Source organism: Pseudomonas sp. GW821-FHT07G10, assembly GCF_059418545.1.
The window spans coordinates 21,339-44,849 of the sequence record NZ_JBWKQB010000035.1; the positions used below are offsets into that span (position 1 = coordinate 21,339).

Consider the following 23,511-nt stretch of genomic DNA (forward strand, 5'->3'; position numbering starts at 1 on the left):
TAGTGTCGAAACGTTGCAATTAATGAACCACGTAAAAGTTCCATAACAAGGGCGCTTAATATATCTGTGTATTTCAAGGAACTTAATCCGTGGAGATGTGCTCGAAAGGCCAGAAGATATCTTCACTAAGGAGAAACACCCCATGCGTAAGACTTTAGCTATTGCCTTGATGTTGACCGCGACCCTCGGTCTCGCTGCCTGCGGTAAAAAAACCGAGGACAAAGCTCAAGCAACCATCCAACCTGCTGAACAAGCCCAGCAGAAAATGAGCGAAGCTCAGGATAAAGTGAACGAGGCGGCGAAAGAAAACGCCGATGCTGCCAAAAATCAGGCTGATTCCAGCAAACCAGCTACCGACGCAGCCGCTCCAGCAGCGACGCCTAAGACCTACTAATCCGGTTTTAGCGCTTCAAACGTAAAGCCCGCCTGGTGCGGGCTTTACTTTGTCCAAAAAAACTCAAACCAATACAGTGTGAAAGGTCGGACTAAGCATCAATAACAACGAACACACTAACCCGACAAACCAGACCAGACTGCGCTGCCAGGCCTGATCCGCCCAATAGCACAATAAGTAAAAGATTCGCGCGATCACAAAGATGATCGCCAACCAGTCGATCAGCCATCCCGCCATCTGCGTGACATGCGCCATCAACACCCCCACCGAAAACAATATGAAGGCTTCAAAACTGTTCTGATGTGCCGCCACTGCGCGTGCACCAAAGCCCGTGAGCTGTGCCTGTTGAGTGCGAGGCAAATGGTTGTTGTAACCGCCCTGCTCTTTCATTGCCCTGGCTACTGGCATACGCGCCACGAAAATCAGCAGCGCACTGATAAACACACACCAGAACGGGATACTCATCAGCTCATCTCCTTGCTCACCTCAGGCAATGGCACCTCTGTAGGGGTATAGACCATGACGTCCAATACGTCGGAATGAAATTCCCGGCGATACAACACCAGCACCACACCGGCACTCATCAACATGAATAGCCAGGGACTGACGAACCAGGCCAGCATGGTCATCCCGAAATAATAAGAACGCAGCCCGAAGTTGAACTGGTTGGCCGCCATGGAAATCACCCGCGCTGCACGCATGGCAAAGGCTTTGCGCTCCAGTTCGGACACATGTCGCTCGCCAATCATCGGCGCCGAGCCGATCAGGATCGCCGCGAAGTTGTACTGACGCATGCACCAGCTGAACGTAAAGAAGGCATAGACAAATACCATCGCCAGGCACAACAGCTTGATCTCCGACATCCCCTGAGAAGCCTGCTGCACCATCGGAATATCCGCCAGCAGCGACAGCGCTCGCTCGGAAGCGCCGAGCACGGTGAGAATGCCGGCCAGGATGATCAATGTGCTGGAGGCAAAGAACGAGGCGTTGCGCTCCAGATTGCCGATCACACTGGCGTCGGCGATGCGGTTGTCGCGCAATAGCATGCGGCGCATCCAGTCTTCCCGGTACAGGTGCAGCACGCTGGCCAGACACGCTGTATCACGGCCCTTCCAGGTCGCGTAACGGGTGTAGCCGCCCCAGCAGATGACGAACCAGAGCGCGGCGAGGATGTGAATCAAATTGGCTTGAACGAACGACATGCAGGTCCTTGTGAGGTATCGGTAGAAACGAAAACGGCAGGAGCGAGCTTGCTCCGGGCGGCGATCCGACGATAGCGGACTTGTCATCAATATCACTATTGAATGTTATGCCCTCATCGCGAGCAAGCCCGCTTGCACACTGCTTCGACGTTAGCTCAAGGAAAAAGACACCGCCCCTCGCCCATAAAAAAATGCCCCGTATCGATTGATACGGGGCATTTCCATTTTATTCAGAGCGCTGCTCAAAGCCCGCTTGTGGCGGGCGCTGGAAACTTAAGCCAAGGCTTCGCTGCGTTTACCCAACAGACGGTCGCAGACCACTGCGGCCACCAGGGTGATCACCGAAGGCACCAGCCACGCCAGACCTTGCTCGCTCAGTGGCAGGTGCGACAGCTGGGTTGGCATCCAGTCAGCCAGGCCTGCGCCTTTCAAGGCGTCGATCATGCCGAACAGGAACGACACCAGCATCACCGGGCCAACGATGCGCCCCTGCTCTTGCCAGAAGTCCTTGCAGAAGCTCAGAGCGACCAAGGCAATGCACGGCGGGTAGATCGCCGTCAGCACCGGGATGGAGAACTGGATCAGCTTGGTCAGGCCCAGGTTAGACACCAGCAACGAGAACGCCGCCAGGATAATCACCAGGGTCTTGTAGGACAGTGGCAGCACCCGGCTGAAGTATTCGGCGCAGGCGCAGGTCAGACCAACCGCCGTTACCAGGCACGCCAGGGAGATCAGCACCGCGAGGAAGCCGCTGCCCAGGGAGCCGAAGGTGTGCTGCACATAACCATGCAATACCGCCGCGCCATTGGTTGCGCCAGCGGCGACTTCGTGGCTGCCAGAGCCCAGACGGAACAGGCTGATATACACCAACGCCAGACCCACACCGGCAATCAGGCCGGCAATGATCGCGTAACGGGTGATCAAGCGTGGCGACTCCACGCCACGGGAGCGAATGGCGTTCACGATGACGATACCGAACACCAGAGCGCCCAAGGTGTCCATGGTCAGGTAACCATTGATGAAGCCTTGAGAGAACGGTGCGGCAACATACTCAGGGGTTGCAGTACCGATGTCACCGGCCGGCAAGGCAAAAGCAGCTATGCCCAGCACGGCCAATGCGATGATCTTCAACGGTGCCAGGAAACGCCCCACGGTATCCAGCAGACGGCCTGGATACAGCGAAATGAAGAACACCAACAGGAAATACACCGAGCTGTAGAGGAACAACCCCAGCGGGCTCTCACCAGTCAGCGGCGCCAGACCCACTTCGAAGGACACGGTTGCGGTGCGCGGCGTGGCGAACAATGGACCGACTGCCAGGTAGCACGCGGCGGCCAACAGACCACCGGCGACTTTACCAATCGGGCTGCTCAAAGCGTCCATCGCACCACCGACCTTGGCCAGTGCGACGACAGTGATCACCGGCAAACCGACTGCGGTGATCAGAAAACCCAGCGCCGCCATCCAGACATGAGGCCCGGACTGCAAACCGACGATAGGTGGGAAGATGATATTGCCAGCCCCTACGAACAGGGCAAACGTCATAAAACCAAGTGCCAGGATGTCCTGGCCGTTCAACACTTTCATTAAGGAAATACCACACTACTGAATCGGAATTTAGAGAGGGATTTCCCTATGGATGAGGGAAATGCTGTCGGTCCGTATGAGACTGACCCGTTTAGCGTGCAGCTTCCTTGTGGGACGCAGACGCAAAAATGGCTGCTAGCCTAACGAATTTGCACGACAAACGCACTGTTAGGGGGCGAACTATCCGATCTGCGACATTTTCATGTCGCGTTTTTGCATGTAATTGGTTTGTGCCTGCAAGTAGATCGTTCCCACGCTCTGCGAGGGAATGCATCCCGTGACGCTCTGCGTCACATTCAAAGGCGGAACGCGGAGCGTCCCCGGCGTTCCCACGCGGGAGCGTGGGAGCGATCAGCCATGCCTGGCGCACAACGACAAAGGCCACCCGAAGGTGGCCTTTGTCTGGTGGAGCGTCAGCTAAGCGCGAGGCTTACTTGACAGCCCAGCCAGTCAGCTCGGCCAGGGCCTTGCCGATGTCTGCCAGCGAACGCACGGTTTTAACGCCTGCGTCTTGCAGAGCAGCGAATTTCTCGTCTGCAGTGCCTTTGCCGCCAGAGATGATTGCGCCAGCATGGCCCATGCGCTTGCCCGCAGGAGCAGTCACACCAGCGATGTAGGAAACAACCGGTTTGGTCACGTGTGCCTTGATGTAGGCAGCCGCTTCTTCTTCAGCCGAACCGCCGATCTCACCGATCATGACGATCGCTTCGGTCTTAGGGTCTTCCTGGAACAGCTTCAGGATGTCGATGAAGTTGGAGCCCGGGATCGGGTCACCACCGATGCCGACGCAAGTCGACTGACCGAAACCGGCGTCAGTAGTCTGCTTCACAGCTTCGTAAGTCAGGGTGCCGGAACGCGAAACGATACCGACCTTGCCTGGCAAGTGAATGTGACCTGGCATGATGCCGATCTTGCATTCGCCTGGAGTGATCACGCCTGGGCAGTTAGGACCGATCAGGATCACACCCAGTTCGTCGCACTTGACCTTGGCATCAAGCATGTCGAGGGTCGGGATGCCTTCGGTGATGCAAACGATCAGCTTGATGCCGCCGAACGCTGCTTCAAGGATGGAATCCTTGCAGAAAGGAGCTGGAACGTAGATCACGCTGGCGGTGGCGCCAGTGGCTGCTACAGCGTCTTTCACAGTGTTGAAGACAGGCAGGTCCAGGTGAGTGGTGCCGCCTTTGCCTGGAGTTACGCCGCCAACCATCTTGGTGCCGTACTCGATGGCTTGCTGGGTGTGGAAACTACCTTGCGAACCGGTAATACCCTGGCAGATAACTTTGGTGTCTTTATTGATCAGGACGCTCATTACTTGCCCTCCGCAGCTTTAACAACTTGTTGAGCAGCGTCGGTCAGGCTGGTAGCAGCGATGATGTTCAAACCGCTTTCTGCCAATACTTTAGCGCCCAGCTCAGCGTTGTTGCCTTCAAGGCGAACAACAACCGGGATTTTCACGCCGACTTCTTTCACTGCGCCGATGATGCCTTCGGCAATCATGTCGCAACGAACGATGCCGCCGAAGATGTTGACCAATACTGCAGCGACGTTAGTGTCGGACAGGATGATCTTGAACGCTTCGGTAACGCGTTCTTTGGTAGCACCGCCGCCCACGTCGAGGAAGTTGGCTGGTTTGCCGCCATGCAGGTTGACGATGTCCATGGTGCCCATGGCCAGGCCAGCACCGTTGACCATGCAACCGATGTTACCTTCCAGCGCTACGTAGTTCAGTTCGAACTTGGCAGCGTGCGCTTCGCGCGGATCGTCTTGCGACGGATCGTGGAAAGTCTTCAGCTTAGGCTGACGGTACATTGCGTTGGCGTCGATGTTGATCTTGGCATCGAGGCAGTGCAGGTCGCCGTCAGCCTTGATCACCAGCGGGTTCACTTCCAGCAGAGCCAGGTCGTGATCCTTGAACAGCTTGGCCAGACCAACGAAGATCTTGGCGAACTGAGCAACTTGCTTACCTTCCAGACCCAGCTGGAAAGCCAGCTCGCGACCCTGGAATGGCTGAGCGCCAACCAGTGGATCGATAGTGGCCTTGAGAATTTTCTCAGGGGTGTCGTGAGCGATTTTCTCGATGTCCACGCCACCTTCGGTGGAAGCCATGAACACGATGCGACGGCTCGAACGGTCAACGACAGCGCCCAGGTACAGCTCTTTAGCGATATCAGTGCACGATTCAACCAGGATCTTGGTGACTGGCTGACCGTTGGCATCAGTCTGGTAAGTCACCAGACGCTTGCCCAACCACTGTTGAGCGAATGCTTTGGCGTCTTCTTTGCTGCGAACCAGCTTGACGCCGCCCGCTTTACCGCGACCACCAGCGTGAACCTGGGCTTTGACAACCCACTCGGTGCCGCCGATTTTGTCGCAAGCTTCTGCTGCCGCTTCCGGAGTGTCTACTGCGAAACCCTGGGATACTGGCAGGCCGTATTCAGCGAACAGCTGCTTACCCTGATACTCATGAAGATTCATGCTTATTACCGTCTTCGTTAGGTACTGCGCATTCGGTGCTGCACTCGTTCAAGTGCCGCACCACCTGTGACTGCTGCTTGCACAGTCTCGACAAACCCCAACCCCAAACGACACTAATGCCGTGCGGGGCCGGTATTGCTGAAACTACGCAAGACTGCGTCCGGCCCAAATTCCGCGGTGAGTCTTGCGCACAAGGCTCACGACGGGCATTGCGCCGTGGTTTCTTATTGTCTTAACGCTTTTTGCGGTTGGCGATGTGAATGGCGCCGCCATTCACTGCCAGCGCTGCTTCGTGCAACGCTTCGGACAGGGTCGGATGGGAGAAAACCATCATGCCCAGGTCCTCGGCACTGGTGCCGAATTCCATGCCGATTGCGCCTTGCTGAACCAGTTCTGCAGCGCTCGGGCCAATCACGTGGACGCCCAATACGCGGTCAGTCTTGGCATCAGCGATGACTTTTACAAAACCGCCGGTATCGTTGGCTGCCATGGCACGACCACTGGCGGCGAACGGGAAGGTGCCGACGTTAACTTCAACGCCTTCAGCTTTCAAGGCCTGCTCGGTTTTACCGACCCACGCGATTTCCGGGTGAGTATAGATAACCGAAGGGATCAGGTCATAGTTCATCTGGGCTTTGTGGCCCTTGATGCGCTCGACAACCATGATGCCTTCTTCCGAAGCCTTGTGCGCCAACATCATGCCACGAACCACGTCACCGATCGCGTAAACGCCCGGAACGCTGGTAGCGCACTGGTCGTCAACGAAGATGAAGCCACGTTCGTCGATGGTCACGCCGCAATCGGCAGCCAGCAGATCGGTGGTCACTGGACGGCGACCAACGGCTACGATCAGCTTGTCGAAAGTGATGGTCTGTTCGCCGTTGGCGTCGGTGTAAGTCACCACGACTTCTTCGCCGTTGACTTTGGAACCGGTGACGCGAGCGCCCAGCTTGATATCCAGACCTTGTTTGGTCAGGGTTTTCAGAGCTTCTTTGGCAACGGCGGTGTCAGCAGCCATCAGGAACGTGTCCAGGGCTTCCAGGACAGTCACTTGAGCGCCCAGACGGGACCATACCGAACCCAGTTCCAGACCGATCACGCCAGCGCCGATCACGCCCAGACGCTTTGGAACCGATTGGAATTCCAGAGCACCAGTCGAATCGACGATGACTTTCTGGTCAACCGGAGCCGGTGGAATGTCGATCGGACGCGAGCCCGACGCGAGGATCACGTTTTCGGCTTCGATGATTTCGACAGTGCCGTCAGGCTTGGTCAGTTCGACTTTCTTGCCGGCCAGCAGTTTGCCGTGGCCTTGCAGGGAAGTCACACCGTTAGCCTTGAACAGGGTGGCAACACCGGAGGTCAGGCCTTTGACGATGTTGGCCTTGCGGCCGACCATTGCTGGCACGTCCATGGTCACGCCAGCGTGATTGATGCCGTGGATAGCAAAACCATCCTGGGCTTCGTGGAATTTCCAGGAGCTGTCGAGCAGCGCCTTGGAAGGGATGCAGCCGACGTTCAGGCAAGTACCGCCAAGGGCCAGTTTGCCCTCCTGGTCGGTATATTTCTCGATGCAGGCAGTCTTGAGGCCAAGTTGCGCAGCTTTAATGGCGGCTACGTAGCCGCCAGGGCCTGCGCCAATCACTACCACGTCGAATTTCTGAGTCATGTGTCATTCCTTCTCGAATCAAACCGGACGGTCCCTTGCAGGAACCGTCGTGGGACGAAGCTAGGCATTTCAGATGGACCCGCCATCACTGGTGAGCCCAAGCAACGAAATCAGATATCCAGCAGCAGACGAGCCGGATCTTCCAGCAGGTTTTTGATGGTAACCAGGAAAGTCACAGCTTCTTTACCATCGATCAAACGGTGATCGTAGGACAGAGCCAGATACATCATAGGACGGATGACGACCTGACCGTTGATTGCCATCGGGCGCTGCAGGATGTTGTGCATGCCCAGGATAGCCGCTTGCGGCGGGTTGACGATCGGAGTCGACATCATGGAGCCGAAAGTACCACCGTTGGTGATCGTGAACGTACCACCGGTCATCTCGTCCATGGACAGCTTGCCGTCGCGGGCTTTCTTGCCGAAGGTGGCGATGCCGCCTTCGATTTCAGCCAGGCTCATCAGTTCGGCGTTACGCAGAACCGGTACCACCAGACCACGGTCGCTGGATACGGCAACACCGACGTCGGCATAGCCGTGGTAAACGATGTCTGCACCGTCGATCGAGGCGTTGACAGCCGGGAAGCGTTTCAGCGCTTCGGTGGCCGCTTTCACGAAGAACGACATGAAGCCCAGGCGTACGCCGTTGTGGGACTTCTCAAACAGGTCCTTGTACTTCGAACGCAGCGCCATGACTTCGGTCATGTCGACTTCGTTGAACGTAGTCAGCATCGCCATGTTCGACTGGGCTTCTACCAGACGCTTGGCCACGGTGGCCCGCACGCGGGTCATCGGTACGCGCTTCTCGATGCGGTCGCCAGCAGCGAACACAGGAGCAGCGGCAGCCGGAGCAGCGGCCTTGGCAGGTGCGACAGCAGGAGCAGCTTTCTTCGCAGCTACAGCAGCGACCACGTCTTCCTTGGTCACGCGACCGCCTTTACCGGTACCGGCAACACTGGCGATGTTGATGGCATTTTCTTCTGCCAGCTTGCGGGCAGCTGGAGCTGCGACAGGATCATCTTCGCCAAATGCAGCCGGAGCAGCAGCTTGAGCAGCAGCTTGAGCGGCGGCAGGTGCAGCAGCGGCAGCCGGAGCTGCAGCAGCACCGCCTTCACCGATGGAGCCCAGAACTTCGTCGGACAGAACGGTGTCGCCTTCGTTCTTGACGATAGCGCCCAGCACGCCGTCAGCAGTGGCCAGTACTTCCAGCACGACTTTGTCGGTTTCAATGTCGACGATCAGTTCGTCACGCTTGACGGCGTCGCCCGGTTTTTTGTGCCAGGTGGCAACGGTGCCATCGGCAACCGATTCCGGGAAAGTGGGGGCTTTGATCTCGATAGCCATTATCTGTGGTTCCTTAAATTCGGTTTCAGGTGCGCGAAGGCGTTAAACAGTAAAGGCGTCTTGCAGCAGTTTTTCCTGCTGCTCAGCGTGCATCGATGCGTAACCACAAGCAGGTGCAGCAGAAGCATCACGGCCCGCGTACTCAAGTACGAGAGACTTGTTGAGGTTGCTGATGCTGCGACGCATGTGGTGTTGGCTGCAGTACCACGCACCCTGGTTCATCGGCTCTTCCTGACACCAGACGGCATGCTTGACGTTGGTATAAGGAGCCAGGACTTCTTTCAAGTCGTCCTCAGGGAATGGGTACAGCTGCTCGATACGCACGACGGCGATGTCGTCACGACCTTCGGCACGGCGTTTTTCCAGCAGGTCGTAGTAGACCTTGCCGCTACACAGAACAATGCGCTCGACCTTTTTCGGGTCTTGAACATCGATTTCCGGGATAACGGTCTGGAACGAACCTTCGGCCAGATCCTCCAGAGTCGAGATGGCCAGCTTGTGACGCAGCAGCGACTTCGGAGTCAGGACTACCAGTGGTTTACGCAGCGGGCGAATCACCTGACGGCGCAGCAAGTGGTAGATCTGAGCTGGCGTCGTCGGCAAGCACACCTGAATGTTGTGCTCGGCGCACAGCTGCAGGTAACGCTCCAGACGAGCCGAGGAGTGCTCCGGCCCCTGACCTTCATAACCGTGCGGCAGCAGCATGGTCAGACCGCATAGACGGCCCCACTTGTGCTCGCCGCTGGTGATGAACTGGTCGATAACCACCTGGGCACCGTTGGCGAAGTCGCCGAACTGGGCTTCCCAGATAACCAGGGCATTTGGAGTGGTGGTCGAGTAACCATACTCGAACGCCAGCACCGCTTCTTCGGACAGGAACGAGTCGTACAGGTCAAAACGCGGCTGACCGTCGTACAGGTTCTGCAGCGGGATGTAGGTGCCCGCGTCTTTCTGGTTGTGCAGGACAGCATGGCGGTGCGAGAACGTACCGCGGCCGATATCCTGGCCAGTCATGCGAATCGGGTGACCTTCGAACGCCAGGGTCGCGTACGCCATGGTTTCAGCGTAACCCCAGTTGATCGGCAGGCCGCCGGCTTGCATCTTCTGGCGGTCTTCGTAGATCTTGGCAACCTGGCGCTGAACCACGAAGCCTTCCGGGATTTCCAGCAGCTTGGCGGACAGTTCCTGCAAGGTCTTGAGATCGAAGCGAGTGTCGTGACGCGCGGTCCAGGCGTGGCCCAGGTACGGACGCCAGTCCACGAACAGCTCTTTGTTCGGCTCTTTGACCAGGCTTTTCACTACGTGCAGACCGTTGTCCAGCGCGTTGCGGTATTCGTCGATTTTCGCCTGAACACGCTCTGCGTCCAGCACACCGCTCTGGGTCAGACGATCGGCATACAGCTCACGGGTAGTGCGCTGCTTGGCGATCTGCTGATACATCAGAGGCTGGGTGCCGCTTGGCTCGTCGGCCTCGTTGTGGCCGCGACGACGGTAGCAGAACATGTCGATCACCACGTCGCGCTTGAACTGCATGCGGTAGTCGATGGCCAGCTGGGTCACGAACAATACGGCTTCCGGATCATCACCATTCACATGGAGGATCGGTGCCTGGATCATTTTCGCAACGTCGGTAGCGTACTCGGTGGAGCGGGCATCCAGCGGATTGCTGATGGTGAAACCGACCTGGTTGTTGATCACCAGATGGACCGTGCCGCCAGTCTTGAAGCCGCGGGTCTGCGACATCTGGAAGGTTTCCATGACCACGCCCTGACCTGCGATTGCAGCGTCACCGTGGATGGAAATCGGCAGAACCTTTTCACCGGTAGGGTCGTTACGACGATCCTGACGGGCACGAACCGAACCCTCGACCACCGGAGACACGATTTCCAGGTGGGACGGGTTGAACGCCATCGCCAGGTGAACTTCACCGCCGGTGGTCATGACGTTGGACGAGAAGCCCTGGTGATACTTAACGTCACCGGAACCCAACTCGACCTTCTTCTTGCCTTCGAACTCGTCGAACAGCTCGCGCGGGTTCTTGCCGAAGGTGTTGACCAGCACGTTCAGACGACCACGGTGGGCCATGCCGATAACGATTTCCTTGGTGCCGTAGGAACCGGAACGCTGGATCAGCTCGTCGAGCAGAGGAATCAGGCTCTCGCCACCTTCCAGACCGAAACGCTTGGTGCCCGGGTACTTCGTGCCCAGGTATTTTTCCAGACCTTCGGCTGCGGTGACACGCTCAAGCAAGTGGCTCTTGATGTCGGCGGAATACGTTGGACGGCCACGCACGCTTTCCAGACGCTGCTGGAACCAGTGACGCTGCTCGGTATCGACGATGTGCGTAAACTCGGCGCCGATGGTGCGGCAATATGTCTGCTGCAACGCTTCGTGAATTTCGCGTAGGCTCGCTTCCTCTTTGCCGATGAACAGGTCGCCGGCACGGAAGGTCGTATCAAGATCGGCATTGGTCAAGCCGTAATGATTGATCGACAGGTCTGCAGGTGCAGGACGCTGCCACAGCCCCAGCGGGTCAAGCTGGGCTGCCTGGTGGCCACGCATACGGTAGGCCTGGATCAATCGCAGCACTTCAACTTGCTTCTTCTCGTGCTCACTGCTCACGCTGCCGGCGGAAACCGGTTGAGCGCGGCGCTGGTTCTTTGCCAGCAAGACGAAATGATCGCGGATTGTCGAGTGCGAAACATCGATGGCAGTGCTGCCGTCGGTAGGCAACTTCTGAAAGTAGGTGCGCCACTCTTCTGGCACAGCGTTAGGGTCGTGCAGGTAGAGCTCGTAGAGCTCTTCCACATAGGCAGCGTTACTACCGGATAGGTAGGCGCTGTTCCACATGCGCTGCATCACGCTTTCTTGCATGCTTGGTCACCCTCGGTTAGGGGAACACCACCGGCGAAGACACCGAGCAAACTTGAAAAAGTCCGAATGCAGCGACCAAAACAAGCCACTTAGGATCACGCTGATAGTCCGGGTACCAGCCCGGATGCCCCTGCTTGTCTCATTTCTTCAAAATAAGAGCCACAGCTTTTTGAGCTGCCGCTCAGGTTAAAACTACGGCGCCGGTTGAAGCCTGCGCCGCAGCATTTACGGGTACAGCGGTCCTACGGTTACAACGACTGAATCAAATGCCGCTTTGCAGCAGCATGTTACGCACGTGTCCGATGGCCTTAGTCGGGTTCAGGCCTTTCGGACAAACGCTGACGCAGTTCATGATCCCGCGGCAGCGGAATACGCTGAACGGGTCATCCAGCGAAGCCAGACGCTCGGAAGTCCGGGTGTCACGGCTGTCTGCCAGGAAGCGATAAGCTTGCAGCAGCGCAGCTGGACCCAGGAATTTGTCCGGGTTCCACCAGAAGGACGGGCAAGAGGTCGAGCAGCAAGCGCACAGTATGCACTCGTACAGACCGTCGAGCTTTTCACGCTCTTCCGGAGACTGCAGACGCTCGATGGCCGGAGCCGGCGTGTCGTTCTGCAGGAATGGCTTAACTTTTTCGTACTGCTTGTAGAAGATGCTCATATCGACGACCAGGTCACGGATAACCGGCAAACCTGGCAGCGGACGAACGATCAACTTGTTGCCTTTTACGACAGCAGACAGCGGCGTGACGCAGGCCAGACCGTTTTTGCCGTTGATGTTCATGCCGTCGGAGCCGCAGACACCTTCACGGCAAGAGCGACGATAGGAGAAACCTTCGTCCTGCTCTTTGATCAGGGCCAGCACGTCCAGCACCATCAGGTCTTTACCGTTGGTATTGACCTGGAATTCCTGCATGAACGGCGCGGCGTCCTGATCAGGGTTGTAACGATAAACACTGACATTCAACATATCGGCCACCCTTAATAAGTCCGAATCATTGGTTCAAAGGTCGGGACTGTTTTTGGCGAGAAGTTCACGGCACGCTTGGCAACGCGCTTCTCACCAGGGAAGTACAGGGTGTGGCACAGCCAGTTGACGTCGTCGCGATCTTCGAAGTCTTCACGGGCGTGAGCACCGCGGGACTCTTTACGGGTTTCTGCAGCAATCGCCGTAGCTTCGGCCACTTCAAGCAGGTTTTGCAGCTCGAGCGCTTCGATACGCGCAGTGTTGAACGCCTGGCTCTTGTCGTTGATCTTGACGTTGGCGATACGGCCACGCAGATCAGCCAGCTGAGCAATACCCTTCTGCATGTATTCACCAGTACGGAATACACCGAAGTAGTTCTGCATGCAGCTTTGCAGCTCTTTACGCAGGGTTGCGACATCTTCGCCTTCGGTACGCGAGTTCAGGCCATCGAGACGCGCCAGAGCAGCGTCGATGTCAGACTGGCGGGCGCGAGTGTAGTCAACGCCTTCTTTCAGGGTTTGTTCCAGGAAGAGACCGGCCGCACGACCGAACACCACCAGATCGAGTAGCGAGTTACCGCCCAGACGGTTCGCACCGTGAACCGAAACGCACGCCACTTCACCGACCGCGAACAGGCCAGGGATGATGGTATCGACGCCGTCGGCATCCTGAGTGATCGCCTGACCATGAATGTTGGTGGCAACGCCGCCCATCATATAGTGGCAGGTTGGAACCACTGGAACCGGAGCAACAACCGGGTCAACGTGGGCGAACGTCTTGGACAGTTCGCAGATGCCTGGCAGACGGCTGTGCAGTACTTCTTCACCCAGGTGATCGAGTTTCAGCAGTACGTGGTCGCCATCCGGACCACAACCGTTACCGGCGATGATCTCTTTAACCATGGAGCGGGCTACAACGTCACGACCGGCAAGGTCTTTGGCGTTCGGAGCATAACGCTCCATGAAACGCTCGCCGTGCTTGTTGATCAGGTAACCGCCTTCACCGCGGCAGCCTTCGGTAACCAGTACACCAGCGCCGGCGATGCCGGTTGGGTGGAACTGCCACATTTCGATGTCTTGTACCGGCACGCCAGCACGCAGAGCCATGCCGACGCCGTCGCCGGTGTTGATCAGGGCATTGGTGGTGGACGAGTAGATACGGCCTGCACCGCCGGTCGCCAATACAGTTGCGTTGGCGCGGATGTACGAGGTTTCACCGGTTTCGATGCAGATCGCGATGATGCCGACGAATGCGCCGTCTTCGTTCTTCACAAGGTCGACTGCGTAGTATTCGTTAAGGAATACGGTGCCAGCTTTCAGGTTCGCCTGATAAAGGGTGTGCAGCAGCGCGTGACCGGTTCGGTCGGCAGCAGCGCAGGTACGAGCGGCCTGGCCGCCTTTACCGAAGTCTTTCGACTGGCCGCCGAACGGACGCTGGTAGATGCGGCCCTGTTCGGTACGGGAGAACGGCAAACCCATGTGCTCGAGCTCGAAGACCGCTTCCGGGCCTACGGAACACATGTATTCGATAGCATCCTGGTCACCGATATAGTCGGAACCCTTGACGGTATCGTACATGTGCCAGCGCCAGTCATCGTTCGGATCGGCCGAAGCGATGGCGCAGGTAATGCCACCCTGAGCGGATACGGTGTGCGAACGAGTCGGGAAAACCTTGGTGATAACGGCAGTCTTGTGACCACCTTGTGCCAGCTGCAGCGCAGCGCGCATGCCAGCACCGCCGCCGCCAATGATAATGGCGTCGAACGAAAGCGTATTAACTGTGTTAGCCATGAATCAGATACCCCAAAGAATCTGCACGCCCCAGACGAAGTAAGCGAACATCGCAACGCCGCATACTGCCTGGAAGAGGAAACGTATTGCAGTCGCCGACTTGCCGAACGCCATTGGCGTCAGGTAATCGGTAGCGATGGTCCACATGCCAACCCAGGCATGAGCGCCCAGAGCGACCAGAGCCAGCAGACTGAAGATACGCATCCAGTTGTTTGCGAACAGTTCATGCCATTGGGCGTAGCCAAGGCCTGGGTGCGCAATGATGTATCCGATCAGGAAAATGAAGTAAGCCGCGAGAACAACCGCAGACACACGTTGTGCCATCCAGTCATAGAGGCCCGAACGCGAAAGGTTCGTGACATTAGTTACCATATCCAAACTCCTGCCAGAACGATTACCACCACGGAAACGGCGATAACGATTTTCGAGCCTCGTTGGCCGCCTTCCAGCGTCTCACCGATGCCCATATCCATGATTAAGTGGCGCACACCGGCTACCAGGTGATACAGCAAGGCGGACAGGATGCCCCAAATCACTAGCTTGGCTAGCGGACTGGTCAGACACGCTTTCACCTGACCGAAGCCTTCTTCTGAACTCAGCGACTTGTCCAATGCATAAAGCATGATGGCAAGGCTGACAAAGAGGATGACACCGGATATACGGTGAAGAATGGACGTGTAAGCAGTGACTGGGAGTTTGATGGTCCTTAGGTCTAGGTTTACAGGTCGTTGGCTATTCACGGCTTTTTTTCACACTGAAGAGCCCCTAACAATCAGGGCAAAGTTGTTGGGGAGTGCACTGGTCAGGTACCCACCACCCAGGGAGTGCGACCCCCATTAAAGCAGGCCCAAAAGCCCCTGGCGGTCGGAGGCCGAGTATAGACAGTTAGGTCACTAATGACAACGCAATCACCTTCCCCTAATAGCTCATTGCACAAGTGGAATAAAAGGCGTAAATGGCGGGGAATTTCGAGGAAAAAGTCCGGTTAAAGCCTTCTGGGGCAAGACTTTAGGCAAATTGACATTCAAATTTATCTCACTATAGTGGTGCGGGCCCTGCGTGGGGGGTCTGTCTGATGATTTCAAGCATAAATAGGAGGCCACATGGCTGACAAAAAAGCGCAGTTGATCATCGAGGGCGCAGCCCCCGTCGAGCTGCCCATTTTAACCGGCACCGTTGGTCCCGATGTTATCGATGTTCGGGGCCTGACGGCCACGGGCCGTTTCACCTTTGACCCAGGCTTCATGTCGACTGCCTCTTGCGAGTCGAAGATCACCTATATCGACGGCGACAACGGCATCCTGCTACACCGCGGCTACCCGATCGAACAGCTGGCCGAGAAGTCGGACTACCTGGAGACCTGCTATCTGCTGCTCAACGGCGAACTGCCGACCGCAGAACAGAAGGCCCAGTTCGTCAGCACCGTGAAAAACCACACCATGGTCCACGAGCAACTGAAGAGCTTCTTCAACGGCTTCCGTCGTGACGCCCACCCGATGGCCGTCATGTGCGGCGTAGTCGGCGCCCTCTCGGCCTTCTACCACGACTCCCTGGACATCAATAACCCGCAGCATCGCGAAATCTCCGCGATCCGCCTGGTTGCCAAGATGCCAACCATGGCAGCGATGGTTTACAAGTACTCCATGGGCCAGCCCATGATGTACCCGCGCAACGACCTGACGTACGCGGAAAACTTCCTGCACATGATGTTCAACACCCCGTGCGAGATCAAACCGATCAGCCCGGTACTCGCCAAGGCCATGGACCGGATCTTCATCCTCCATGCCGACCACGAGCAGAACGCATCGACTTCTACCGTACGCCTGGCGGGCTCTTCGGGTGCCAACCCGTTTGCCTGTATCGCTGCCGGTATCGCTGCACTCTGGGGCCCGGCTCACGGCGGCGCCAACGAAGCAGTGTTGAGCATGCTCGACGAAATTGGCGATGTATCGAACATCGACAAGTACATCGCCAAGGCCAAAGACAAGAACGATCCGTTCAAGTTGATGGGCTTCGGTCACCGGGTTTACAAAAACCGCGACCCACGCGCAACCGTGATGAAGCAGACCTGCGACGAAGTACTGAAAGAGCTGGGCATCACCAACGATCCACAACTCGAACTGGCCATGCGCCTGGAAGAGATCGCCCTGACCGATCCGTACTTCATCGAGCGCTCGCTGTACCCGAACGTCGACTTCTACTCGGGGATCATCCTCAAGGCGATCGGCATTCCAACCAGCATGTTCACCGTGATCTTCGCCCTGGCGCGGACCGTCGGCTGGATCTCCCACTGGAAAGAAATGCTCTCCAGCCCGTACAAGATCGGTCGCCCGCGCCAGCTGTACACCGGCTACGAGTCGCGTGACATCCCCAATCTGGAAGACCGCAAATAAGACCTGTCTTGCGATAACGTCCTGGATTCAGCGAGTACGGCCTCTTTAATAGAGGCCGTATTTGTTTGTGTGATGCCCTGCCCCCGCCCTCCTGGAATTGCCGCGAACGCCCTACCGCTATCGCGAGCAACCCCACAGTAAATCGATATCCCCCCAACCAAACCACAGGCCGGCTGTCAGGCCGCCATCGCGAGCAAGCTCGGCTCCTACAGAAGTCTTATGCACAACCAACAAAAAATGCCCCGATCTCTCGACCGGGGCATTTCTATTTAACGCAGCTTATATATAGAAGCTCATACATGTCTGTACGTTAGTGCGACACCGCCCCACTCGCGCCCAAACCGGTCTGCGAGCGTACGAATTGCGGGAAGAACAGCGCCCGCTCATTGTCAGCCGCAGCGGACTTGTCAGTGATGGAGAAGAACCAGATCCCGACAAAGGCAATGGCCATCGAGAACAGCGCCGGGTACTCATACGGGAAGATCGCCTTCTCGTGCCCCATGATCTGCACCCAAATGGTTGGGCCAAGGACCATCAGACCAACGGCACTGACCAGCCCCAGCCAGCCACCGACCATCGCACCGCGAGTGGTCAGCTTCTTCCAGTACATGGAAAGCAGCAGCACCGGGAAGTTGCAGCTGGCAGCGATCGAGAACGCCAGACCCACCATGAACGCGATGTTCTGGCTTTCGAACAGAATACCCAGAACGATCGCCAACACGCCCAAGGCGATGGTGGTGATCTTCGAAACACGGATCTCATCCTTCTCGTTAGCCTTGCCCTTCTTGATCACACTGGCGTACAGGTCGTGAGACACCGCCGTGGCCCCGGCCAGGGTCAGACCGGCAACCACCGCCAGAATGGTGGCAAATGCCACCGCCGAAATGAAGCCGAGGAAGATACTGCCGCCCACCGCATTGGCCAGGTGCACCGCCGCCATGTTGTTGCCGCCCAACAGCGCCCCCGCAGCGTCCTTGAAGGCCGGGTTAGTGCTGACCAGCAGGATAGCGCCAAAGCCGATAATGAACGTCAGGATGTAGAAATAGCCGATGAAGCCTGTGGCGTACAACACACTTTTACGGGCTTCTTTGGCGTCACTCACGGTGAAGAAGCGCATCAGAATATGCGGCAGACCTGCGGTACCGAACATCAGCGCCAGACCGAGGGAGAATGCCGAAACCGGATCCTTCACCAGCCCGCCGGGACTCATGATCGCCTCACCTTTAGGGTGAACCTTGACCGCTTCGGAGAACAGCGTGTTGAAATCGAAGTTGACGTGCTTCATCACCATCAGTGCCATGAACGACGCACCGGACAACAACAGCACGGCCTTGATGATCTGCACCCAGGTGGTCGCCAGCATGCCGCCGAACAACACATAGAGGCACATCAGGATCCCCACCATAACCACCGCGACATGGTAATCGAGCCCGAACAGCAGCTGAATCAGCTTGCCGGCGCCGACCATTTGCGCAATCAGGTAGAACGCCACCACCACCAGCGAACCGCAGGCTGACAAGGTGCGAATCTGGGTTTGCCCAAGGCGGTAGGACGCCACGTCGGCAAAGGTGTATTTACCCAGGTTACGCAGACGCTCGGCGATCAGGAACAGAATGATCGGCCAGCCCACCAGGAAGCCGATCGAATAAATCAGACCATCGTAGCCAGAGGCGAACACCAGCGCGGAAATCCCCAGGAAGGACGCCGCCGACATGTAGTCACCGGCAATCGCCAGACCGTTCTGCAAACCGGTGATCTTGCCACCCGCCGCGTAGTAGTCGGCTGCCGACTTGCTGCGCTTGGATGCCCAATAAGTGATGCACAGCGTCGCACCGACGAAGACCACGAACATCAGGATCGCCGAAACGTTGAGCGGTTGTTTGTGTACTTCGCCGGTGAGCGCCTCGGCAGCCCAAACTGCCGGTGCGAAGGCTGCAATGCCTAAAGCTGCCAATAGACGCCGGATCATTGCTGAGCCTCCTTGAGAATCGCATTGTTCAGGTCGTCGAATTCGCCGTTGGCGCGTCGAACGTAGATTGCAGTGAGGACAAAGGCCGAAACAATCAGCCCGACACCAATCGGTATCCCCCAGGTAATCGATGACCCAGGGCTGATTTTCGCCCCCAGTAAATGCGGTCCGTAGGCAATCAAAAGGATGAAGCCCGAGTAAAGCCCAAGCATGATCGCCGAGAGAATCCAGGCGAACCGCTCTCTTTTGCTGACCAGCTCCTTGAAACGCGGGCTGTTTTGAATCGAGAGGTAAATGCTGTCGTTCATTGTTTTTATCCTCGCAGCACAGATTTAGTTAGAACGTATTCCACTCTATGCCGCTGCGGAACGGGTTCCAGACGACCTTAGTATTAGAACGATATTAGCGCTGCCGCCAATGACTCCCCCCCAAAACAAAAACAGGGGCCTCTTGCGAGCCCCTGTCTGACCTGTATCCGTAGCAGTTACCGAAGGCTACGCTCGGCTCGCTCCGCGCTCGGACGCAGGCTATGCCAGCTGCTACGGAGCCCGTCCTTATTTGCCGTTGGTCAAGGTGTTGTAGCTGGTCATCAGGTTGCGGTAGTCAGGGATGTGGTTGGAGAACAAGGTGGCCAGCCCTTCCACATCGTTGCGCCAGTCGCGGTGCAGCTCGCAGGCCAGGCCGAACCAGGTCATCAACTGTGCACCGGATGCCGACATGCGATCCCAGGCCGACTGCCGGGTGAGTTCATTGAAGGTGCCGGAAGCATCGGTAACCACAAACACTTCGAAGCCTTCAGCCAGTGCCGAAAGCGCCGGGAATGCCACGCAGACTTCGGTGACTACGCCGGCGATGATCAGTTGTTTTTTGCCGGTGGCCTTGATCGCCTTGACGAAGTCTTCATTGTCCCAGGCGTTGATTTGCCCTGGGCGGGCAATGTATGGCGCCTCCGGGAACAGCGCTTTCAATTCCGGCACCAGCGGACCGTTGGGGCCGGTCTCGAAACTGGTGGTGAGGATCGTCGGCAGCTTGAAGTACTTGGCCAGATCGGCCAGGGCCAGCACGTTGTTCTTGAACCGGTCCGGTTCGATATCGCGAACCAGCGACAGCAGGCCAGCCTGATGATCGACCAACAGAACGGCGGCGTTGTTTTTATCCAGACGTTTGTAAGAGGTAGTCATTGCAGTAGTCCTCGCTTCTTATCGATGCCGAATAGAAGTCGGCGTCGGGTACTCGGTTAGCGCTGGGAATCCAGCACTTCGTGTTCGTTTGCCACTTGCTGAGCCTTGAGGTAGCTTTCGATCAGCAATTGATAATGCGGCATGGCCTGGGCGTAGACGGCAGCCCACTGTTCGGCGTCGGGGCGGTTCCACGAACCTTGCAGCTCAGAAAGCGTAGCCATGATGTCGATCGGCACCACTCCAGCCTGAGACAAACGTGCAATTGTCAGATCAGTGGCAAGTCTGGAGTGGTTGCCCGAGGCATCAACCACTGCGAATACCTTGTAGCCTTCATGCACGGCGGCGATTGATGGAAAGGCCAGGCAGACGCTGGTCAGTGTGCCTGCGATCACCAGGGTTTTCTTGCCGGTGGCTTTCACTGCCGCGTGAAATTCCGGGTTGTCCCAGGCGTTGATTTCGCCTTTGCGGGCGACGTATTGAGCGTGCGGTGCCTCTTGGTGAATCTCCGGGATCAACGGCCCGTTCGGCCCCTGGGGCACCGAGGCTGTGGTGATCACCGGCATTTTCAACAAGGTCGCGGCTTTGGCCAGGGCGATGGCGTTGGTGCGCAGTTGCGGGACGTCTATATCCTTGACGATCTGGAACAGCCCGCTCTGGTGGTCGATCAACAGCAGCGCACTGTCGTTGGGGTCGATGGTCGGTTTCAGGCCATTGAAGTTGGCCGCATAGGTCATGTTCATGAGCGTTTCCTCTATATTTTTGGCGACAGCCATCCCTGGCCAGTGAACCGACCTACGTGTCCTGTGTAGAGCGGAGTTCTGTATCAGCCGTGCATCTGACCGAATTGACCTGATTGGAAGTCGGCGAAAGCCTGATGAATTTCCTGCTCGGTGTTCATCACGAACGGACCGTGGCCGACGATGGGCTCCTCGATAGGCTCGCCGCTGAGCAACAGCACCACCGCATCGTTATTGGCTTCCAGCACCAACTGATCACCGTTGCGTTCGAACAACGCCAACTGCCCTTCGCGAACCAGTTCCAGACCGTTGACCTGAACCGTGCCGCGCAACACCACCAACGCCGTGTTATGGCCTTCGTGCAGGTCCAGCGTCAGCGCTTTACCGGCATTCAAGCGAATGTCCCAGACATCAATCGGGGTGAAGGTCCGCGCCGGTCCTTTGTGGCCATCGAATTCACCGGCGATCAGCCTCAGGCTGCCGACCTTGTCTTTAAGCGCCAGGTTCGGAATATCGCCATCGAGAATGGTCTGGTAGCCGGCGTCAGCCATCTTGTCCCGGGCAGGAAGGTTGACCCACAACTGGACCATTTCCAGAGTGCCGCCACTGCGGGCGAAATCTTCGGAATGGAATTCTTCATGCAGGATCCCCGAAGCTGCGGTCATCCACTGCACGTCGCCAGGACCGATCTTGCCGCCGCTGCCGGTTGAGTCACGGTGTTCCAGCTCGCCCTTGTAGACGATGGTCACGGTTTCGAAACCGCGATGCGGGTGTTGACCCACGCCACGGCGCTGTGTGGTCGGCGCGAATTCAGTGGGGCCGGCGTGATCGAGCAGCAAGAACGGGCTGATGTGTTTGCCCAGGCTGTCATAGGAAAACAATGTGCGAACCGGGAAACCATCGCCCACCCAATGCGCTCTTGGGCTGGTGTAGATACCGATGATGTTTTTCATGGTGTGCCTCCGAAAGTGGGTGAGTGAAACCATGGACACACCTTAAATCCGACACCTTTGCTACGCTAGACTGCAAAAATCACCCATAGCGTTCTATTTGGAGAACGATAGTGGAAGACCTGAACACCCTTTACTACTTCACTCAAGTCGTGGAACACGGTGGTTTCGCCGCTGCCGGGCGAGCCTTGTACATGCCCAAGTCAAAACTCAGCCGACGTATTTCGCAGCTGGAAGAACGCCTCGGCGTGCGGCTGATTCACCGCACCAGCCGGCACTGTTCGTTGACCGAGATCGGCCAGGAGTACTACCAGCGTTGCCTGGCCATGCGGGTGGAGGCTGAAAGTGCGGCGGAGGTCATCGAACGCAACCGCTCCGAACCTCAAGGACTGGTGCGTATCAGTTGCCCCACGGCGCTGCTCAATTCATGGGTGGGGCCGATGCTGACCCGTTACATGCTCAAGTACCCGCGGGTGGAACTGTTTATCGAAAGCACCAACCGCCGGGTCGACTTGATCCACGAAGGGTTCGATATCGCCCTGCGGGTGCGATTTCCGCCACTGGAAAGCAGCGATCTGATGATGAAAGTGTTGGGCAACAGCACTCAATGCCTGGTGGGCAGCCCGAGCTTTCTGACGCACCTGTCGTCACCCTCCTCCCCCGCCGACCTCAGCGGCCTGCCGAGCCTGCATTGGGGGACGGCGCAGCGCGAATATCACTGGGAACTGTTCGGCCCGAATGCCGCCAGCGCCGTGATCGGCCATCATCCGCGGATGGTCACTGACGACCTCATCGCCCTGCGCCACGCGGTGCTGGCCGGCATCGGTATTGCCCACCTGCCCAGCGTGGTGGTGCGCGAAGATCTCGCCGCTGGCAGGCTTATCCAGCTGGTGCCGGGCTGGACGCCAAAATCCGGCATCGTCCACGTCATATTCCCCTCGCGCCGTGGATTGCTGCCATCGGTGCGGACCTTGATCGATTTCCTCGGTGAAGAGTTCAGTCAGAGCGACATTGCCTGATTCCAAAGGCTCGGGGGTAAGGATCGGCTACCCGAACTCATTCGTGACTTGCGGTAAACATTGCTTTGCCGTTTCGGCGGTTTTTCCATGCGGTGCAGACCGGGATACTCGTGGCCATTCCCACTGCAACCATTGGAGTCATGCATGTCTATTCCCGCGTTCGGTCTCGGTACTTTTCGTCTACAGGGCCAGGTGGTCATCGATTCGGTGAGCAGCGCTCTTGAGTTGGGCTACCGGGTAATCGACACCGCGCAGATCTACGAGAACGAAGCTGAAGTCGGCCAGGCCATCGCCGCCAGCGGTATCCCTCGCGAAGAGCTGTTCATTACCAGCAAGATCTGGGTTGCCAACTTCGCCAAAGAGACGCTGATCGAGAGCCTCAAGGAAAGCCTGCGCAAACTGCAGACCGACTACCTGGACCTGACCCTGATTCATTGGCCATCCCCTGAAGACCAAGTGCCGGTCGCCGAATTCATGGGTGCGCTACTGGAGGCCAGACAGCAAGGCCTGACCCGGCAGATCGGCATTTCCAACTTTACCGTCGACCTGATGAAACAAGCCATCGCCGCCGTCGGTGCCGAGAATATCGCCACCAACCAGATCGAACTTCACCCCTACCTGCAAAACCGCACAGTCGTCGGGTTTGCTCAAAGCCAGGGCATCCAGATCACGTCATACATGACCCTGGCCTACGGTGAAGTCCTGAAAGATCCGTTGATTCAGCACATTGCCGATCGGCATCAGGCCACCCCAGCGCAAGTCACGCTCGCCTGGGCCATGCAGTCCGGATACGCCGTGATTCCGTCCTCCACCAAGCGCGCCAATCTGCAAAGCAACCTGAAGGCCTGTACCTTGACCTTGAGTGCTGCCGACATGGAGCTGATCAGCACCCTTGAACGAGATTACCGCCTGACCAGCCCCAAAGGCATCGCGCCAATCTGGGATTGAGCCACTAACGCGC

The 23,511-nt window shown here is 57.4% G+C and carries 21 protein-coding genes; 4 read left to right on the top strand and 17 right to left on the bottom strand.

Annotated elements, in window-relative coordinates:
- Nucleotides 1–142 precede the first annotated feature (142 nt).
- Nucleotides 143–394 carry a hypothetical protein gene (locus AC07O1_RS26800; RefSeq protein ID WP_495090753.1) on the top strand — a complete coding sequence of 84 codons (252 nt, stop codon included), beginning with the start codon at nt 143–145 and terminating at the stop codon, nt 392–394.
- Between the two features lie 63 nt (nt 395–457).
- On the opposite strand, the gene AC07O1_RS26805 is transcribed toward AC07O1_RS26800, so the two are convergent.
- The 12 genes from AC07O1_RS26805 to sdhC all read right to left on the bottom strand — a co-directional run bounded on the left by AC07O1_RS26805 (nt 458) and on the right by sdhC (nt 15,041).
- The gene (locus AC07O1_RS26805) at nt 458–859 is read right to left on the bottom strand and encodes an MAPEG family protein (RefSeq protein ID WP_495090754.1); all 402 of its coding nucleotides are present in this window, start codon (nt 857–859) and stop codon (nt 458–460) included.
- Nucleotides 859–1,596: a DUF599 domain-containing protein gene (locus AC07O1_RS26810; RefSeq protein ID WP_494993914.1), complete on the bottom strand. Its 738-nt coding sequence runs from the start codon at nt 1,594–1,596 to the stop codon at nt 859–861. The genes AC07O1_RS26805 and AC07O1_RS26810 overlap by 1 nt, the downstream gene beginning before the upstream one ends.
- A gap of 273 nt (nt 1,597–1,869) precedes the next feature.
- Nucleotides 1,870–3,183 (bottom strand): branched-chain amino acid transport system II carrier protein, encoded by a 1,314-nt coding sequence (gene brnQ / locus AC07O1_RS26815; protein WP_495090755.1) that lies wholly within the window; start codon nt 3,181–3,183, stop codon nt 1,870–1,872.
- A 430-nt stretch (nt 3,184–3,613) separates the two neighbouring features.
- A complete protein-coding gene (gene sucD, locus AC07O1_RS26820; protein WP_494993916.1) occupies nt 3,614–4,495 on the bottom strand; it encodes a succinate--CoA ligase subunit alpha in 882 nt (293 codons plus the stop codon).
- Nucleotides 4,495–5,661 (bottom strand): ADP-forming succinate--CoA ligase subunit beta, encoded by a 1,167-nt coding sequence (gene sucC, locus AC07O1_RS26825; protein ID WP_008148602.1) that lies wholly within the window; start codon nt 5,659–5,661, stop codon nt 4,495–4,497. Before sucC ends, sucD begins: the two co-directional genes overlap by 1 nt.
- Before the next feature lie 232 nt (nt 5,662–5,893).
- Nucleotides 5,894–7,330: a dihydrolipoyl dehydrogenase gene (gene lpdA / locus AC07O1_RS26830; protein WP_494993917.1), complete on the bottom strand. Its 1,437-nt coding sequence runs from the start codon at nt 7,328–7,330 to the stop codon at nt 5,894–5,896.
- A gap of 110 nt (nt 7,331–7,440) precedes the next feature.
- Nucleotides 7,441–8,673 (bottom strand): 2-oxoglutarate dehydrogenase complex dihydrolipoyllysine-residue succinyltransferase, encoded by a 1,233-nt coding sequence (gene odhB, locus AC07O1_RS26835; protein WP_495090756.1) that lies wholly within the window; start codon nt 8,671–8,673, stop codon nt 7,441–7,443.
- A 42-nt stretch (nt 8,674–8,715) separates the two neighbouring features.
- Nucleotides 8,716–11,547 carry a 2-oxoglutarate dehydrogenase E1 component gene (locus tag AC07O1_RS26840; RefSeq protein WP_495090757.1) on the bottom strand — a complete coding sequence of 944 codons (2,832 nt, stop codon included), beginning with the start codon at nt 11,545–11,547 and terminating at the stop codon, nt 8,716–8,718.
- 262 nt (nt 11,548–11,809) lie between these two features.
- Entirely contained in the window at nt 11,810–12,514 is a 705-nt protein-coding gene (locus tag AC07O1_RS26845) for a succinate dehydrogenase iron-sulfur subunit (RefSeq protein WP_494993920.1), read from the bottom strand.
- 11 nt (nt 12,515–12,525) lie between these two features.
- Entirely contained in the window at nt 12,526–14,301 is a 1,776-nt protein-coding gene (sdhA, locus tag AC07O1_RS26850) for a succinate dehydrogenase flavoprotein subunit (protein WP_495090758.1), read from the bottom strand.
- 3 nt (nt 14,302–14,304) lie between these two features.
- Nucleotides 14,305–14,673, bottom strand: a complete 369-nt coding sequence (gene sdhD / locus AC07O1_RS26855) for a succinate dehydrogenase, hydrophobic membrane anchor protein (protein WP_494993922.1) — start codon at nt 14,671–14,673, stop codon at nt 14,305–14,307.
- Nucleotides 14,667–15,041: a succinate dehydrogenase, cytochrome b556 subunit gene (sdhC, locus tag AC07O1_RS26860; RefSeq protein ID WP_494993923.1), complete on the bottom strand. Its 375-nt coding sequence runs from the start codon at nt 15,039–15,041 to the stop codon at nt 14,667–14,669. Before sdhC ends, sdhD begins: the two co-directional genes overlap by 7 nt.
- 363 nt (nt 15,042–15,404) lie before the next feature.
- Between sdhC and gltA the strand changes: the two genes are divergently transcribed.
- Nucleotides 15,405–16,694, top strand: a complete 1,290-nt coding sequence (gltA, locus tag AC07O1_RS26865) for a citrate synthase (RefSeq protein WP_494993924.1) — start codon at nt 15,405–15,407, stop codon at nt 16,692–16,694.
- Between the two features lie 310 nt (nt 16,695–17,004).
- On the opposite strand, the gene AC07O1_RS26870 is transcribed toward gltA, so the two are convergent.
- The 5 genes from AC07O1_RS26870 to AC07O1_RS26890 form a co-directional block, all read right to left on the bottom strand.
- Nucleotides 17,005–18,663 (bottom strand): cation acetate symporter, encoded by a 1,659-nt coding sequence (locus AC07O1_RS26870; protein ID WP_495090759.1) that lies wholly within the window; start codon nt 18,661–18,663, stop codon nt 17,005–17,007.
- Entirely contained in the window at nt 18,660–18,971 is a 312-nt protein-coding gene (locus tag AC07O1_RS26875) for a DUF485 domain-containing protein (RefSeq protein WP_494993926.1), read from the bottom strand. The genes AC07O1_RS26870 and AC07O1_RS26875 overlap by 4 nt, the downstream gene beginning before the upstream one ends.
- A 246-nt stretch (nt 18,972–19,217) precedes the next feature.
- Nucleotides 19,218–19,844: an isochorismate family cysteine hydrolase YcaC gene (gene ycaC / locus AC07O1_RS26880; protein WP_494993927.1), complete on the bottom strand. Its 627-nt coding sequence runs from the start codon at nt 19,842–19,844 to the stop codon at nt 19,218–19,220.
- Between the two features lie 56 nt (nt 19,845–19,900).
- On the bottom strand, nt 19,901–20,584 hold the full coding sequence (locus AC07O1_RS26885) for an isochorismatase family protein (RefSeq protein WP_495090760.1): 684 nt from the start codon (nt 20,582–20,584) through the stop codon (nt 19,901–19,903).
- An 83-nt stretch (nt 20,585–20,667) separates the two neighbouring features.
- A complete protein-coding gene (locus AC07O1_RS26890) occupies nt 20,668–21,534 on the bottom strand; it encodes a pirin family protein (protein ID WP_495090761.1) in 867 nt (288 codons plus the stop codon).
- A gap of 107 nt (nt 21,535–21,641) precedes the next feature.
- Here AC07O1_RS26890 and AC07O1_RS26895 point away from each other — a divergent pair, with 107 nt between their 5' ends.
- Nucleotides 21,642–22,550, top strand: a complete 909-nt coding sequence (locus AC07O1_RS26895; protein ID WP_495090769.1) for a LysR substrate-binding domain-containing protein — start codon at nt 21,642–21,644, stop codon at nt 22,548–22,550.
- Nucleotides 22,551–22,694: 144 nt separating this feature from the next.
- A complete protein-coding gene (dkgB, locus tag AC07O1_RS26900; protein WP_495090762.1) occupies nt 22,695–23,498 on the top strand; it encodes a 2,5-didehydrogluconate reductase DkgB in 804 nt (267 codons plus the stop codon).
- The last annotated feature ends 13 nt before the right edge of the window (nt 23,499–23,511 follow it).